Consider the following 15713-nt stretch of genomic DNA (forward strand, 5'->3'; position numbering starts at 1 on the left):
GATGACCAGTGGCAGCGACCACCGACACGGAGCACGAAGAGCAGACCGGCGCGGACGGCCCACCGGAGCCCGCGACACGCCGCCGCGGTCGAGGTCCGGGGCGGATCGTCGCGCTGGCCGTCAGCGTCTTTGGCGAGCTCCTGATCACCGCGGGCCTGGTGCTCGGCCTGTTCGTCGTCTACTCCCTGTGGTGGACGAACGTGGTCGCAGACCGCGCGGCGGACGAGCAGGCCGACAAGGTCCGCGACAACTGGGCCCAGGACCGGGTCGGTCCGGACGGTCCGGGGGAGCTGGACACCAGGGCGGGCATCGGCTTCCTGCACGTGCCGGCGATGGGGAACGGCGACATCCTGGTGGAGAAGGGCACGTCGATGAAGATCCTCAACGACGGCGTGGCCGGCTACTACACCGACCCGGTCGAGTCGGCGCTGCCGACCTCGGGCAAGAAGGGCAACTTCTCGCTGGCGGCGCACCGGGACGGGCACGGGGCGAAGTTCCACAACATCGACAAGATCGAGAAGGGCGACCCGGTCGTCTTCGAGACGAAGGACAAGTGGTACGTCTACAAGACCTACGCGGTCCTTCCCGAGACGTCGAAGTTCAACGTCAAGGTTCTCGACGCGGTCCCCGAGGAGTCCGGCAGGAAGAAGGCCGGCCACTACATCACGCTGACGACCTGCACCCCGGTGTACACGAGCAGGTACCGGTACGTGGTCTGGGGCGAACTGGTCCGCACGGAGAAGGTGGACGCAGAGCGGACGCCGCCGGAGGAACTGCGCTGACTGACCTCCTCGCGGGAGGTCAGTCCTCTAACATGACGGAGGCCCGAAGCCGCAACTTCTCTTTGCGGCTTCGGGCCTCTTGCCGTGCGGCCTACCGGAGCGCCTTGAGGAGCACTCCGGCGCTCCAGGCTTCCAGCTCCTCGCGGTTCACGGTGATGACTCCGCTGAGTCTGGCGATCGCCTCCGATTCGTGGCTGAAGTTGGAGGTGGCGACGAACAGGGCGACGTCCACATGGTCGATGGCGCGTGCCGCGCCCGCGAACTTCTGCATGTCCGCGCTGGGTACGGTCCAGCGGCCGGACCTGTTCTTGCACTGGACGGCGACGGTGCGTCCGTCGGCGGTGCGGCCGGTGATGTCGATGCCGCGGTCGGTGCGGGCCTGCCGTACGACGACGTCGACGCAGCCGTCCCGGCGCAGCAGGTCGGCGACGTGGTGCTCGAAGGCCCGCCAGGTCATCGCGTTGAGTTTCGCCCTGACGTCATCGGCGGGGTTGTCTCCCTCCAGGGTCGCGAGGCGTTTGTGGTGCCAGCACAGCTTGCGCTCGACGTTCTCGATGTCCCCGCGGAGTTCGATGAGCTCGCGGCGGTGTTCGCCGGACGTGGCGATGAGGGCGTTGAACATCGGTACGACGGCCCGGCCGAGGATGTGGGTGATGCGCTGGTCGATGCGGGCGTCTTGGGTGCTGGTGTCGGTCGGGGCCGGGTTGTCCACAGGCTGTGTGCGTGCCAGGTACTCCATGTCCAGGAGGTGGACACGCACCTGGCGTGCGACTTCGCTGTCGCGGAGGAGCATGGCGATGTTGAGAACGGCTCGCCTGGAGTAGATGGTGAGGCTCCGGCGGGCCTGTGGATAAGTGGCCAGCGAGAGTGACATGTTGTCACTCTCGAATTCCCGCAGGTCAGCGCCTCGGAGCACGGTCATTCCGTTGGCTCCGAGTTCCTCACGGTGGCGCTTGGTCAGCTGGCGGATGGCTTCGGCGGTGACGTGGAAGTACGCCGCCACCATCGCCGTAGTCACGTGCATGCCGTCCGGCAGCAGGGACAGTGCCTTTACGCGGTCGAGCACGTCCGTGCGGTCGAGGACGCTGCTGCGTAGGGCCGGTGATTCCAGTAGGGCGGTCTCGCTGATCATGTCTCGGCCCCCCGGTTGGGTTGTGTGGTCACCTTTTGTCAACGAGTCATGACATACGAAGACACGATCGATTCGCGGCGGCGCGTACGAACGGAGCCCCGGTCCCTCCGCGGAGGGACCGGGGCTCTTGTCGTGCCGGGAGTTGCCGGGGTGCGTCAGTCGTCGCCGCGGAGGCCGCCGATGATGCCGCCGCCGTTGCCGCCGCCGTTGTTGCCGCCGCCGTTGCCGCCCACGGTGGTGAGGGTGATCTGGGTGGCGGCCGGGTCGTCGACCTCGGTGCCCGCCGGCGGGTTCTGCTGTATCACCACGGCGTTGCCGTCGTTGGGTCCATTGACCTGGATGTTGGTGAAGCCCGCCTGCTGGAGGGTCTGCTGGGCCTGCTGCAGCGGGGTGCCGAGCTTGATCTCGGGCACCTTCTTCTTCTTCACGGCCTTGCCGACGACGATCGTGACCTTGGAGCCCTTGTCGACCTGCTGGTTCGCTGCGGGCGTGGTGGAGATCACCTTGTCGACCTGGTTCGGGTCCTGTGTCGGCTGGTCGGTGCAGGTGGCTTGCAGGTCACCGCTGCTTTCGATCTGCGCCTTGGCCTCGTCGCAGCTGCGGCCGACGACGTCCGGGACCGTGGCCTTCGCCTCGGCCTCGGCGACCTCCAGGGTCACCGTGGAGCCCTTCTCCAGCTCGCTGCCCGGGTCGGGGTCCTGGCTGAGGACGGTGCCCTCGTCCTGGGAAGACTCGGTCTGCTTGGTCTCGACCTCGAAGCCCTTGTCCTTGAGCTGCTGGGTGGCCTCGTCGACGTTCTTGTCGATGACGTTCGGCACGGCGACCTTGGGGGCGCCGGTCGAGACGACCAGGTTGACGGTGGACTTCTTTTCCACGCTGGTGCCCTGCGCGGGGTCCTGCGAGCAGATGCTGCCCTTCTTCTGGTCCTCGCAGCGCTTCTGCGTGAAGACCAGTTCCAGGTCGGCGTTGGTGGCCAGTTGCTCGGCGTCGGCTCTGGTCTGGCCGACAAAGGCCGGCACGTCGACCTTGTTGTTGCCCGGCCCGCCGTCCCCGCTGAACGCGTACTTGCCGATCAAAATCGCGCCCACGAGGACGAGGATGCCTGCCAGGACCAGGACGATCGTGGAGGTGTTCGACTTGCGCGGCTGCTGGCGGCGCCGGCCGGGGCGGTCGTCGTAGCCGTAGCCGCCGTCGTCCGGGTTCATGGGCGGCAGCATGGTCGTGGCGCCGCCGCCCGCGTCCGAGCGCAGGGCGGTGGTCGGCTGGTCGTCGGGGTAGGCGCCGTAGCCGCCCGCGGCCATGGCGCCGAGCGCGGCGGTGGCGCCGACCGGCTGGCCGTCGAGGCAGGCCTCGATGTCGGCGCGCATCTCGTCGGCCGACTGGTAGCGGTAGTCGGGGTCCTTGACCAGGGCCTTCAGCACGATCGCGTCCATCTCGGGCGTGATCTCGGGGTCGAAGACGCTGGGCGCCTGCGGTTCCTCGCGAACGTGCTGGTAGGCGACGGCGACCGGGGAGTCGCCGACGAAGGGCGGCCGCACCGTGAGCAGCTCGTAGAGGAGGCAGCCCGTGGAGTACAGGTCGGAGCGTGCGTCGACCTGCTCGCCCTTGGCCTGCTCCGGGGAGAGGTACTGGGCGGTGCCGATCACCGCGGCGGTCTGGGTCATCGTCATGCCGGAGTCGCCCATGGCGCGGGCGATGCCGAAGTCCATGACCTTGACCTGGCCGCCCCGCGTCAGCATGACGTTGGCCGGCTTGATGTCGCGGTGGACGATGCCGGCCCGGTGCGAGTACTCCAGCGCCTGGAGGATGCCGATGGTCATCTCCAGCGTCCGCTCCGGCAGCAGCTTGCGGCCGGAGTGGAGCAGCTCACGGAGCGTGGAGCCGTCGACGTACTCCATGACGATGTACGGGATCGACACGTTGTCGATGTAGTCCTCGCCCGTGTCGTACACCGCCACGATCGCGGGGTGGTTGAGCGAGGCGGCCGACTGGGCCTCCCGGCGGAAGCGGGCCTGGAAGGACGGGTCGCGCGCGAGGTCCGCGCGCAGCGTCTTCACCGCCACCTGGCGTCCGAGCCGGGTGTCATGCGCGTGGTAAACCTCCGCCATGCCACCACGGCCGAGCACCGGGCCCAGCTCGTACCGGCCGCCGAGGCGACGCGGCTCTTCCATGGTTACTACCAGCCCTCTCCGTCGGTCCCGACCGGCCTGCTTGTACGGTCGGAGGCTGCCGTCCGGCCTACCGTACCCGGCTCGCTCCGGGTGACCTGGCCAAGCCCGATACCCGATACAGGACCGGTATCGCAACGTGCGCCTATGTGAAGGGGACGTGAGCGGAGTCACGTCCTGTTCAGTCCGTGGTCACTTCTTGCTCTCCAGAACGGCCTCCATCACGTCCTTCGCGATCGGCGCCGCGAGCCCGCCGCCGGAGATGTCGTCACGGACGGCGTTCTCGTCCTCGATCACCACGGCCACGGCGACGGGCGAGCCGCCGTCCTCGCCCTTGGCGTACGAGATGAACCAGGCGTAGGGGTTCTCCTTGTTGTCCACACCGTGCTGGGCCGTACCGGTCTTGCCGCCCACGGTGACGCCGTCGATCTGTGCGTTGGTTCCCGTGCCGTCCTCGACGACGGTCTCCATCATGTCCTGGAGGATCTGGGCGTTGTCCGCGGAGAGCGGCTCGCTCATCTCCTCGGGGTCCGTCTTCTCGATGGTGTCGAGGTTGGGGGCCTGGAGTTCGTCGACCATGTACGGCTTCATCAGGGTGCCGTTGTTGGCGATGGCCGAGGTGACCATGGCCATCTGCAGCGGGGTCGCGGCGGTGTTGAACTGGCCGATGGAGGACAGTGCGACCTCCGAGGGCGCCATGGCGTCCGAGAAGACGGAGCTGCTGGAGCGCACGGGGACGAACTGCTCCTCGGTGAAGCCGAACTTCTTGGCCGTCTCGAGCATCTTGTCGTTGCCGAGGTCGGAGCCGACCTTGCCGAAGACGGTGTTGCAGGACACGCGGAGTGCCTCGCGGAGGGTGGCGTCCTCGCAGGGGAGGTCGCCCTCGTTGGGCAGCTCGGTGGTGGTGCCGGGCATCGTCCAGGGCAGGGGGGAGTCGGTCTTCTCGTCCGCCGAGTCGTACAGGCCGTGCTCCAGGGCGGCGGCCGCGGTGAGCACCTTGAAGGTGGATCCGGGCGGGTACACCGCGCGCAGGGCGCGGTTGAGCATCGGGTCGGCGGGGTTGTTCTTCTTCTGGAGCCGGTTCCAGGCCTCGCCGGCCGCCTCGTTGCTGCCGGCGATCGAGGTGGGGTCGTACGACGGGTAGGAGGCCATCGAGAGGATCTTGCCCGTGGACGGTTCGAGCGCCACGACGGCGCCCTTGGCGCCCTGCTTCTTCAGGCCGTCGTAGGCGGCCTTCTGGGCGGCGCTGTTGAGGGTGGTGACGACGTTGCCGCCTTCGCGCCTCTTGCCGGTGATCATGTCGAGGGTGTTGCGGAAGAAGAGCCGGTCGTCGTTGCCGGTGAGGATGCCGTCGTCGATGGCCTCGAGCTGGGTGGCGCCGTAGGCCTGGGAGACGTAGCCGGTGACGGGCGCCCACATGGCGCCGTCCTTGTAGGTGCGCTTGTACTTGAAGTCGCCCTTGGTGGTGGCGTGGCCGGTGATGGCCTGGCCGTCGACGATGATGTCGCCGCGCGGGCTGGCGTACCGCTCGATGGCGACGCGGCGGTTGTGCTCGTCCTCCTTGAGCTCGTCCGCCTGGACGTACTGGAGCCAGTTGTCGCGGATGAGCAGGGTGAGGACGAGGAGGCCGCAGAAGATGGCGATTCGGCGCAGTGGCTTGTTCACGGTCGGACCACCTGGGTCATCTCGGCGTCCGGGTTGGCGGGAGCGGCGGGTGCGGGTCTGCGGGCGGTGTCGCTGATGCGCAGCAGGATGCCGATCAGGGCCCAGTTGGCGATGACGGAGGAGCCTCCGTAGGCGAGGAAGGGCATCGTCATGCCGGTGAGCGGGATGAGGCCCATGACGCCGCCGGCGACGACGAAGACCTGGAGGGCGAAGGCGCCGGAGAGGCCGATGGCGAGGAGCTTGCCGAACGGGTCGCGGGCGGCGAGGGCGGTGCGCACGCCGCGTTCCACGATCAACGCGTAGAGCAGGAGCAGTGCCATGAGGCCGGCCAGGCCGAGTTCCTCGCCGAAGGTGGCGAGGATGAAGTCGGAGTTGGCGGCGAACCGGATGAGTTCGGAGTGGCCCTGGCCCCAGCCGGTGCCGAGGGTGCCGCCGGAGCCGAAGGCCCACAGGGCCTGCATGGCCTGCTCGGAGTGGCCGGCCTGGCCGGCGCGGGAGAGCGTGTACTCGCGCATGGGGTCGAGCCAGGCGTCGACGCGCTGCTGGATGTGGGGTTCGAAGCTGGCGACGCCGACGGCGCCGACGGCGGACATCAGCAGGCCGAAGACGATCCAGCTGGTCCGCTCGGTGGCGACGTACAGCATGATCACGAACATGCCGAAGAACAGCAGCGAGGTGCCGAGGTCGGTCTCGAAGACCAGGATGAGGATCGAGACCATCCAGACGACGAGGATGGGGCCGAGGTCGCGGCCGCGGGGCAGGTAGAGGCCCATGAAGCGGCGGCTGGCGAGTGCGAGCGCGTCGCGCTTCACCATCAGGTAGCCGGCGAAGAAGATCGCCAGGACGATCTTGGCGAATTCTCCGGGCTGGATGGAGAAGGAGCCGACCTGGATCCAGATCTTGGCGCCGTAGATGTTCTTGCCGAGGCCCGGCACCAGCGGGAGCAGCAGGAGGAGCAGCGCGGTGACCATGGAGATGTAGGTGTAGCGCTGCAGGACGCGGTGGTCCTTGAGGAAGATCAGCACGGCGACGAACAGGGCGATGCCCATCGCGGTGTACATCAGCTGCCGGGGCGCGGCGGTGCCGGCCTGCTCGATGCTCTGGAGGAGTTCGGACTGGTCGAGGCGCCAGATGGCGACGAGTCCCAGTCCGTTGAGCAGGGTGGCCAGCGGCAGCATCAGGGGGTCCGCGTACGGCGCGAACCTGCGCACGACGAGGTGGCCGACGCCGGCCAGGAGGCCGAGGCCGAGGCCGTAGCTCAGCAGGCCGGCGGGCACCTCGTCGTTGATGGCCAGGCCCACGTTGGCGTAGGCGAAGACCGGGATGAGGACGGCGAACACGAGCAGAGCCAGCTCGGTGTTGCGCCGGCTCGGGGCGCCGATGGCGCCGATCGTGGACGTGTGGTGCGTCGGCGAGTTGGTAGAACTGCTCATCGTGTGACAGGGCCTCTCACGGCTTGCCTACTGCTTACCGCACAGCGAGACGACCTTCTGCTCTTCCTCCGAGAGGGTCGGTCCGGAGCCTGGGGTGGGTGCGGTCGTGGACGGGGACTCGGACGATTCGGGTGCCTTCGGTGATCCCGAGGGGTTCGGGGTCGGTGAGGCCTTGGACGTGAAGGAGGCGGGTGTGGTTCCCGTGGTGCCTCCGGCCTCGCCCTCGCCCGTCTTCGCGTTCTTCTCGGTCTCCGCGGTGCGCCGGTCGGCCTGCTTCTTGCAGGCGGAGGCCTGCACCGCCAGTTCCTCGATCTTCGCCCGGGCGTCGGCCAGGTCGCTCTCGGGGATGGTGGCCTCGACCAGTTTCTGCTGGTAGGGCGGCAGGTACTTGAGTTCGATCTCGGGGTGATCCTTCTGGATCTTCGAGAGGGAGACCCAGGCGAGGTCCTGGCTGATGCCCCGGTACAGCGCGAGGTGGTCGTTGTTGGTGCCGACGTAGTACTGGGTCTGCGTCCAGCGCCAGCCGCCGTACGTGCCGCCGCCGATGACGGCGAGGGCGAGCACGGTGTAGAGGGATCGCTTCAGCCACTTGCGGCTCTTGCGGGGTTTGGCGAAGTCGTCGGGGCCGTAGTCGTCGAAGCCGCCGGCCGGGATGTAGCCGGTGGTGTCGCCGCTGCCGGGCGGGCCGAACTCGCCGCCTCCGCCGCGCTGTCCGCCGCCCTGGCGGCCGAGTCCGGCGGCGCGGCCGGCCGGGGTCTGCATGATGCCGTTGTCGCCGAACTGGGCCTGGTTCTCGGCGACGGCGCCGACCACGATCGGGGTGTCGGAGAGCTGGCCGGCGAGGGTGTCACCGGTGTCCAGGTCGAGGACGTCGGCGATGATGACGGTGATGTTGTCGGGGCCGCCGCCGCGCAGGGCGAGCTGGATCAGCTCCTGGACGGTCTCCTGGGGGCCCTGGTAGCCGGCGAGGGTGTCCTCCATCGTCTGGTGGGAGACGACGCCGGAGAGTCCGTCGGAGCAGATGAGGTAGCGGTCGCCGGCCCTGACCTCGCGGATGGACAGGTCGGGCTCGACGTGGTCGCCGCTGCCGAGGGCGCGCATCAGCAGGGAGCGCTGCGGGTGGGTGCCGGCCTCCTCCTCGGTGATGCGGCCCTCGTCGACCAGGCGCTGCACCCAGGTGTGGTCCTGTGTGATCTGCGTGAGGACGCCGTCGCGCAGGAGGTAGGCGCGGGAGTCGCCGACGTGGACGAGGCCGAGGCGCTGGCCGGTCCAGAGCAGGGCGGTGAGGGTGGTGCCCATGCCTTCGAGGGCGGGGTCCTCCTCGACCATCTGCCGGAGCTGGTCGTTGGCGCGCTGCACGGCGGTGCCGAGGGAGGTGAGGATGTCGGAGCCGGGCACGTCGTCGTCGAGGGCGACGATGGTGGAGATCACCTCGGAGGAGGCGACCTCGCCGGCGGCCTGGCCACCCATGCCGTCGGCGATGGCGAGCAGGCGGGGACCGGCGTAACCGGAGTCCTCGTTGCCCTCCCGGATCATGCCCTTGTGCGATCCGGCGGCGAAGCGCAGTGACAGACTCATGCGCACCTCGCCCGTCGGCTCCGGGTACAGCCGGTCGTGTCGAGCCACACTGCCCACCCTCCGGTCGGGAGCGCGCCGGGGCCCGGGGTGCCGGCCGCCGCTGCGTGCTCGCTCCGCTCGCGCTCATTCATTGGTGTAGCACTACTTCCGCAGCTCGATGACGGTCTTGCCGATGCGGATGGGCGACCCCGGTCCGATCGGTGTGGGGGTCGTCAGCCGGGACCGGTCCAGGTAGGTGCCGTTGGTGGAGCCCAGGTCCTCGACGATCCACTGGCCGTTCTGGTCGGGGTAGATCCTGGCATGGCGGCTGGAGGCGTAGTCGTCGTCCAGCACGATCGTCGAGTCGTGTGCCCGGCCGAGCGTGATGGTCTGGCCCTGGAGGGCAACGGTGGTGCCGGTGAGGGTGCCCTCCGTCACTACCAGTTTGGTGGGAGCGCCGCGGCGTCCCCGGCCGCCGCTCTGTTGTTGGCGCTGTGGTGGAGGCGCCTGGCCCTGGCGCGCGGCGGCCTGCTGCGGTCGGGCGGCGTCGCGCCGCGCTCCGCGCTGGGTGACCCGCGTGCCGAACAGGTCGCTGCGGATGACCTGCACGGCCACGATCACGAACAGCCACAATACGGCGAGAAAACCCAGCCGCATGACCGTGAGGGTCAGCTCTGACATTGCCCCCGGATCACCCTTCGGCTTGCCTGTAGATAACGGTGGTGCTGCCCACGACGATCCGCGAGCCGTCGCGGAGCGTAGCGCGGGTGGTGTGCTGCCCGTCCACCACGATGCCGTTGGTGGACCCGAGATCCTGGATCGTCGAGGGCGTTCCGGTCCGGATCTCGCAGTGCCGGCGGGAGACGCCGGGGTCGTCGATCCGCACGTCGGCCTCGGTGCTGCGTCCGAGCACGAGTGTCGCGCGGGAGATCTGATGGCGGGTGCCGTTGATCTCGATCCAGTGGCGGGTGTGTCCGGCGGCCGCGGGTGCGGCCGGGGGCTGCTGGCCGCCCGCGGGCTGCGGGTAGCCGTATCCGCCGGGGCGTCCGCCGGGTGGCGGCGCGGCCGGCATGGGTGGGGCGCCCGCGGGGGCGGCGGCCGGCGGGTAGCCGTAGCCACCGCCCGGGCCGCCGGGCCGCCCGGTGGGGGCAGGGGGTGCGGTGGGGCCCGCGGGCGCCGGGCCGCCCTGGTGGCTGCTGGAGGAGGCGAGCGTACGGCTGCGTACCCGGTACAGGCCGGTGTCGAGGTCGTCCGCCTTCTCCAGGTGGACCTTGATCGGTCCCATGAAGGTGTAGCGCTGCTGCTTGGCGTAGTCGCGGACCATGCCGGCGAGCTCGTCGCCGAGCTGGCCGGAGTAGGGGCTGAGGCGCTCGAAGTCGGGCGTGCTCAGTTCCACGATGAAGTCATTGGGTACGACGGTGCGGTCGCGGTTCCAGATGGTCGCGTTGTTGTCGCATTCGCGCTGGAGCGCTCCCGCGATCTCCACGGGCTGCACCTCGGACTTGAACACCTTCGCGAAGGTGCCGTTGACCAGACCTTCGAGACGCTGCTCGAACTTCTTCAGGACTCCCATGGGGCACCTCCTCCGTCGCTGCCGTCCTGTCCGCTGCCTTGCGTACTGCTTACGCGTGTACCGCTCACCCGCGCACTGCCTACTTGGTACTGCTTACTGATCGTATCCACGCGCCGGTCGATCGGCTGGTTCCCCCTGTCGGCCCGGTCGACGGGTGTCGACGCCTCTCGGAGTTCCCGCCGGAGCTCCCCTTCGAACGCTGGGGTCCTTCGGGATGCTCTCCCGCGGGTACTCATGCCCAGGATCGTAGAGGCGGCCGCAGACCAGTGTCCCGCACCTGACTGCGGACCCCTACCGGCTCCTGGGGAGACGGGCCGGACCGGTACGAGGTTGATACCTGAACGGACACGGGCCGATACGAGTGCCCGAGTGCCCGAAGGAGGGCGGGCGCCCTGCTCCCGGGGCCTTGCGCGTGGCCTGTCCCCGCCTGGGAAGGGATGTGAATCCACCCGTTCCAGCGTGCTAATGTTCTCGTGTCGGAAGGCGCCGGACCGCAGGGAAAGGCCCCGAGGACACACCCAATGCGCGGGTGGCGGAATAGGCAGACGCGCTGGATTCAGGTTCCAGTGCCCGAAAGGGCGTGGGGGTTCAACTCCCCCCTCGCGCACCAGCCGGAAGCCCCCCAGGTCTCGGACCTGGGGGGCTTTCGCATGCTCGGGCGGGGGCGCTGTGGGGGGCGCCGCGGGGCCGCGGTGCGCTGTGAGGAAGGTCTCAGGGCTCGCGGCGCCACAGGGCCGGCACGTTGGGCGGCTCCCAGCCCGCCATCGAGGTGTGCGCCTGGAGGCAGCGGTAGGAGCCGCCGCCGTACGTGACCCCGTTGCCGGCGGCGTAGGAGCGGCCGGCCGCCCAGGTGCCGCCCGGCGGGTCGGTCGGCGGGTCGGTGGGGCCGGGGCCCGGATCGCCGTCCACGTCCAGGACGAAGTCGAAGCTCCCCTCCTTGCCGCCGCCGGCGCCGCGGACGTTCATCAGCAGCGCGGGGTCGAAGAGGGCGTCCGTGCTGTTGCGGGGCTCGCCGGGGAAGTACAGCTGGGTGGTCAGTACGGGTTCACCGGGTGTCTGCGCCTTGACGTGGATGTGCCGGGTACGGCCCGGATAGAGGCCGGGGACGATCGTCCGCAGTGAGAACGCGCCCGTGGCGTCGGTGAACTGGTGGCCGCGGAGGGTGTATCCGGCCATGTCGTAGGCGCCGGCGTTGTCGGCCTGCCAGAAGTCGAGGAGCACGCCGGGCAGCGGGACGCAGTCGCGGCCGAAGACGTAGCCGCTGACGGTCAGCCGGGTGCCGGCGGTGCCGGGTGTCACCAGGCTGGTGCGCAGCGGGGAGTTCGGCTTGAAGTACGGGCCCTCCATCTGGTCGGGCGTCGGGTCGTCGCCGTCGTCGCAGAAGGGGGTCGGCGGCAGGGGCTCGCCGGTGGAGGAGCGGGCGGTGTCCCGGGCGAGCGCGATGGAGCCGGTGGCGAGCAGCGGGACGGCGGCGCCGGCGGCGACGGCCGCCCTGAGCAGCGTCTTGCGGCTGATGCCGCGGTCGGCGGTGGCGCCGGGGCCCGGGCCGGTGTGCGGTCCGGTGTGCGGTCCGGTGTGCGGTCCGGGTCCGGGTCCGGGTCCGGGTCCGGTGCCGGGTTCGTCGGGGGTGGTGGGGGCGTCGGAGGTCATGGCGTTCCTCGGTCTCCTCGGTGGGGTGGTCCCTGGGGAAGCTGGACGGGACGTGCGACATCCGGGACGTCGGGGACAGGGAGCGCGCCCGCCGCGCGGGGCGGGCTGCTGTCGGTGCTTCGGCGGGCGCGCTCCGTGGTGATCGCTGGAAACCGTATGCGGGCCGGTGGGGGCCCGGACACCTCCCGTTCCGCCCCCTGCCCGGCGTTATGCGGGCGGCGGAACGGGGCGGGCGGGCCCGTGTACGGGCGGATCGCCCGGGGGTACGGTCGTGGCGCGTCGGCGCCAGGGAGCGGCGGCGCGGACATGGATGCGGCACGGGTGCGGCACGGGTACGGCACGAGTGTGTGTACGGGTACGAGTACGGGGAGGGCGGTCGCGATGACCGAGGCGACAGCGGGGACGACGGCGGGGACTGCGGCCGAGGGGACGGCGGGGGAGGTGACGGCGGGGACGGCGGCCGAGGGGACGGCGGGGGCGCGTGCGGGCGCGGGAGCGGGCGCGGTAGAGGGCCCGGAGGGGGGCGTGCGGGTGCCGGCCGTGCCGGGGTTCGCGCGGTGGCCCGTCGGCGGCTCGCCGAAGGCCGAGGGAAAGGCGCTGCGCACGCGCGTTCCGCGGTCCGCGCACGCCGACCTCACCCTGGACGCCTCCCGCCCGGACGCGGTGAGCGCGGTCGAGGAGTCCAACCGCGGCCGGATACCCGGACTCACCCCGATCCGGGTCGGGCGGATGGCCGCCACACCGTTCGCCTTCCTGCGCGGGTCGGCGGGGCTGATGGCGTACGACCTGGCGCGTACGCCGACGACGGGGATCGGCGCCCAGATCTGCGGCGACGCGCACGCCGCCAACTTCGGTCTCTACGGTGACGTCCGCGGCGGCCTGGTCATCGACCTGAACGACTTCGACGAGACCGTCCACGGCCCCTGGGAGTGGGACCTCAAGCGGCTCGCCGCCTCGATCGTCCTCGCGGGCCGGGAGGCCGGCGCCGACGAGGACACCTGCCGCGAGGCCGCCCACGACACGGCCGGCGCCTACCGGCGCACCATGCGGCTGCTGGCGAAGCTCCCCGCGCTGGACGCCTGGAACGCCATCGCGGACGAGGAACTCGTCTCCCACACCGACGCCCACGACCTGCTCGGCACGCTGGAGCGGGTGGCCGAGAAGGCGCGGGCCAACACCAGCGGGCGCTTCGCCGCCAAGTCGACCGAGGCCACCGAGGACGGCGGGCGGCGCTTCGCCGACGCCCCGCCGGTGCTGCGGCGCGTCCCGGCCGGGGAGGCGGCGGCGGTCGCGGCCGCTCTGGAGCCGTACCTGGCCACGCTCTCCGAGGACCGGCTCCCGCTGCTGGCGCGGTACGCGGTGCACGACGTCGCCTTCCGGGTCGTCGGCACCGGCAGCGTGGGCACGCGGTCGTACGTCGTGCTGCTCCTGGACCACCGCGGCGAGCCGCTCGTGCTCCAGGTGAAGGAGGCCCGCCCCTCCGCGCTGCTGCCCCATCTGACGGCCGTCGGCTTCGACGCCCCCGAGGCCGCGCACGAGGGGCGCCGGGTGGTCATGGGGCAGAAGCGGATGCAGGTGGTCAGCGACATGCTGCTGGGCTGGACGGTGGTCGACGGGCGGCCGTTCCAGGTGCGGCAGTTCCGCAACCGCAAGGGCAGCGTCGACGCCACGGCCCTGGCCGCCGGCCAGATGGACGACTACGGCCGCATGACCGGCGCCCTGCTGGCCCGCGCCCACGCGCACAGCGCCGACCCGCGGCTCATCGCCGGCTACTGCGGCAGGAACGACGAGCTGGACGAGGCGGTGGCCGCCTTCGCCGTGGCCTACGCCGACCGCACGGAGGCCGACCACGCGGAGCTGGTGGACGCGGTGCGGGCCGGGCGGGTCGCGGCGGAACTGGGGGTGTGACGCTTCCACCGCCTGCGCCGGAGACGTCGCAGGCGGTGGAAGCGCGGCCGCCTCGGGTGGCGTACGTCGTGCGTACGTCGTGCGCGGGCGGGGCGCGCGTCGTCGGGTGCGGCGGGCCGGGCGGCGCCGGGCGGGGTGTGGCCTACGCTGGTCGGGTGACGACCCCGGAAGCTGAGCAGGGTGGTGGCGGCGCCGGTGCGGAGCCGGCGGCGACGCCCGAGGACGGTGCGCCGCGTCCCGAGGAACGGCTGGAACAGGCCGTGCGGGCCGCCGAGCAGGCACTCATCGAGTACGAGATCGCGCTGGAGACCTTCCGCGTGGAAGTAGAGAACTTCTCGCGGCTGCACGAACAGCGGCTCGGCCCGGTGTACGCGCGGCTCGAGGAGCTGGAGGCGCAGATCCTGGAGGCCAGGGCGGCCGGCACCGGTGACGCGGAGGACCGCCGCCGGGCCGACGAGGCGCGGGCCCGGCTGATGCCGATCCCCGGGGTCGAGGAGCTGCTGAACGGCTGGATGGACGGGGACGGCCTGTTCCCGGAGGCCACGGCGATGCTGACGGACCAGGCGGTACGCCCGCCGCAGCGGGTGCGGCCCGGAGAGGAGGCCCGCAAGCTCTACCGCGAGCTGGTCCGCAAGGCCCACCCCGACCTGGCGCAGGAGGACGAGGAGCGGGTCCGGCGCGAGGAGTTCATCACCCGGGTCAACGCCGCCTACGCCCGTGGCGACGCGGCGCGGCTGCGCGAGCTGGCGGAGGAGTGGGCCGCCGGTCCGGCGCCCGAGCGGCGCCCGAGCCTGGGCGAGGAGCTGTACGTCCGCCTCGAATGGCTCGACCGTCGCAAGGAGATGCTCACGCTGCTCGCCAAGGAGTTGGAGGAGAGCGCGATCGGGGCCATGCTCCGGCTCGCCCCCGACGACCCCGACCGGCTGCTGGAGGAGATCGCCGAGCAGTTGGCGACCCAGGTGCGGGAGCGGGAGGCCGAACTGGCGGCGGTGCTCGGGCAGGGCTGAGCCGGGCGGGGGCTCGGGTAGCGTCTGGGGCATGAGTTTTGGAGCTGGTGTGCCCACGGTCGAGGTCACGGACCTCAAGGACGGCGACTTCCTGCTGGACGTCCGCGAGGACGACGAGTGGCAGGCCGGTCACGCCGCCGGGGCGCTGCACATTCCCATCAGCGAGTTCGTGGCCCGGTACGGTGAGCTGACCGAGGCCGCGCCGCAGGACGCCCGGGTCCACGTGATCTGCCGCTCCGGCGGACGCTCGGCCCAGGTCACCATGTATCTGGCCCAGCAGGGCATCGACGCCGTGAACGTCGACGGCGGCATGCAGGTGTGGGCCGCGGCCGGCCGCCCGGTGGTGGACGGGAAGGGCGAGCCGGGGCACGTTCTCTAGGCCGCTCGGGTCGTCTCCGGGTCGTCCCTCCGGGTTGCCCCCGGGCCGTCCCTCCGGATCGCCGCCGGATCGTCTCCGTGTCACGGCGGGCGCCGTCGCGCGGTGACGATGTGGTGACGGCCACTGCGCGGTCGGTCCGCCGGGGGCTGTGCGGGCGGACAGTCCTGAGTACCGTTCCCGTTCGGACGCTGTCGAGCAGCCGCACGAGTGGCGCGCGGGCGAGCCCCGCGACGGAAGGGGCGGTACGACGGATCGGGACCGGAACGGGGCGGAATGGACGCGTACGACACAGGCTCGGACGCCCCGCGGGGGCGGGACGAGCAGGGGGGACGGGGCGCACCGGATCAGCCTGACCAGTCGGATTGGTCGGGTCGGTCGGATCAGCCGGATCAGCCGGTCCAGTCGGATCAGCCGGTCCAGTCGGTCCAGTCGGATCAGCCGGGTCGGTTGGATCAGCCG

At 70.9% G+C, this 15713-nt stretch carries 12 protein-coding genes and 1 tRNA gene; 5 read left to right on the top strand and 8 right to left on the bottom strand.

What is annotated here, in order from left to right:
- Positions 1–8: 8 nt before the first annotated feature.
- Complete coding sequence (locus tag ACIQ1J_RS04900; RefSeq protein ID WP_403554141.1) at positions 9–782, top strand: class E sortase; 774 nt, start codon at positions 9–11, stop codon at positions 780–782.
- A gap of 91 nt (positions 783–873) precedes the next feature.
- Here ACIQ1J_RS04900 and ACIQ1J_RS04905 read toward each other — a convergent pair whose 3' ends face one another.
- The 7 genes from ACIQ1J_RS04905 to fhaA form a co-directional block, all read right to left on the bottom strand.
- Positions 874–1914, bottom strand: coding sequence for a restriction endonuclease (locus ACIQ1J_RS04905; RefSeq protein ID WP_403554143.1), 1041 nt, complete (start codon positions 1912–1914; stop codon positions 874–876).
- Positions 1915–2069: 155 nt separating this feature from the next.
- The gene (gene pknB / locus ACIQ1J_RS04910; RefSeq protein WP_403554145.1) at positions 2070–4085 is read right to left on the bottom strand and encodes a Stk1 family PASTA domain-containing Ser/Thr kinase; all 2016 of its coding nucleotides are present in this window, start codon (positions 4083–4085) and stop codon (positions 2070–2072) included.
- A gap of 189 nt (positions 4086–4274) precedes the next feature.
- Complete coding sequence (locus ACIQ1J_RS04915) at positions 4275–5747, bottom strand: peptidoglycan D,D-transpeptidase FtsI family protein (RefSeq protein WP_403554147.1); 1473 nt, start codon at positions 5745–5747, stop codon at positions 4275–4277.
- The gene (locus ACIQ1J_RS04920) at positions 5744–7180 is read right to left on the bottom strand and encodes an FtsW/RodA/SpoVE family cell cycle protein (RefSeq protein WP_210959962.1); all 1437 of its coding nucleotides are present in this window, start codon (positions 7178–7180) and stop codon (positions 5744–5746) included. Before ACIQ1J_RS04920 ends, ACIQ1J_RS04915 begins: the two co-directional genes overlap by 4 nt.
- 27 nt (positions 7181–7207) lie before the next feature.
- Positions 7208–8758 (bottom strand): Stp1/IreP family PP2C-type Ser/Thr phosphatase, encoded by a 1551-nt coding sequence (locus ACIQ1J_RS04925; RefSeq protein WP_403554801.1) that lies wholly within the window; start codon positions 8756–8758, stop codon positions 7208–7210.
- A gap of 141 nt (positions 8759–8899) precedes the next feature.
- Positions 8900–9418: an antibiotic biosynthesis regulator FhaB gene (gene fhaB, locus ACIQ1J_RS04930; protein ID WP_121748050.1), complete on the bottom strand. Its 519-nt coding sequence runs from the start codon at positions 9416–9418 to the stop codon at positions 8900–8902.
- A gap of 10 nt (positions 9419–9428) precedes the next feature.
- Positions 9429–10310 carry an antibiotic biosynthesis regulator FhaA gene (gene fhaA / locus ACIQ1J_RS04935; RefSeq protein ID WP_403554150.1) on the bottom strand — a complete coding sequence of 294 codons (882 nt, stop codon included), beginning with the start codon at positions 10308–10310 and terminating at the stop codon, positions 9429–9431.
- 523 nt (positions 10311–10833) lie between these two features.
- On the opposite strand from fhaA, the gene ACIQ1J_RS04940 reads away from it, so the two are divergent.
- Positions 10834–10920: transfer RNA gene (locus tag ACIQ1J_RS04940), tRNA-Leu, on the top strand.
- Positions 10921–11021: 101 nt separating this feature from the next.
- Here ACIQ1J_RS04940 and ACIQ1J_RS04945 read toward each other — a convergent pair.
- Entirely contained in the window at positions 11022–11960 is a 939-nt protein-coding gene (locus ACIQ1J_RS04945; protein ID WP_403554152.1) for a carbohydrate-binding protein, read from the bottom strand.
- Positions 11961–12341: 381 nt separating this feature from the next.
- On the opposite strand from ACIQ1J_RS04945, the gene ACIQ1J_RS04950 reads away from it, so the two are divergent.
- The 3 genes from ACIQ1J_RS04950 to ACIQ1J_RS04960 all read left to right on the top strand — a co-directional run bounded on the left by ACIQ1J_RS04950 (position 12342) and on the right by ACIQ1J_RS04960 (position 15254).
- On the top strand, positions 12342–13868 hold the full coding sequence (locus ACIQ1J_RS04950) for a DUF2252 domain-containing protein (protein ID WP_403554154.1): 1527 nt from the start codon (positions 12342–12344) through the stop codon (positions 13866–13868).
- Between the two features lie 155 nt (positions 13869–14023).
- Positions 14024–14875 carry a hypothetical protein gene (locus tag ACIQ1J_RS04955; RefSeq protein ID WP_403554156.1) on the top strand — a complete coding sequence of 284 codons (852 nt, stop codon included), beginning with the start codon at positions 14024–14026 and terminating at the stop codon, positions 14873–14875.
- Positions 14876–14924: 49 nt separating this feature from the next.
- Positions 14925–15254, top strand: a complete 330-nt coding sequence (locus ACIQ1J_RS04960; RefSeq protein WP_210960169.1) for a rhodanese-like domain-containing protein — start codon at positions 14925–14927, stop codon at positions 15252–15254.
- Positions 15255–15713 lie beyond the last annotated feature (459 nt).

The sequence above is a fragment of the Streptomyces sp. NPDC097107 genome (assembly GCF_044762405.1).
Classification (GTDB): Bacteria; Actinomycetota; Actinomycetes; order Streptomycetales; family Streptomycetaceae; genus Streptomyces; species Streptomyces thinghirensis.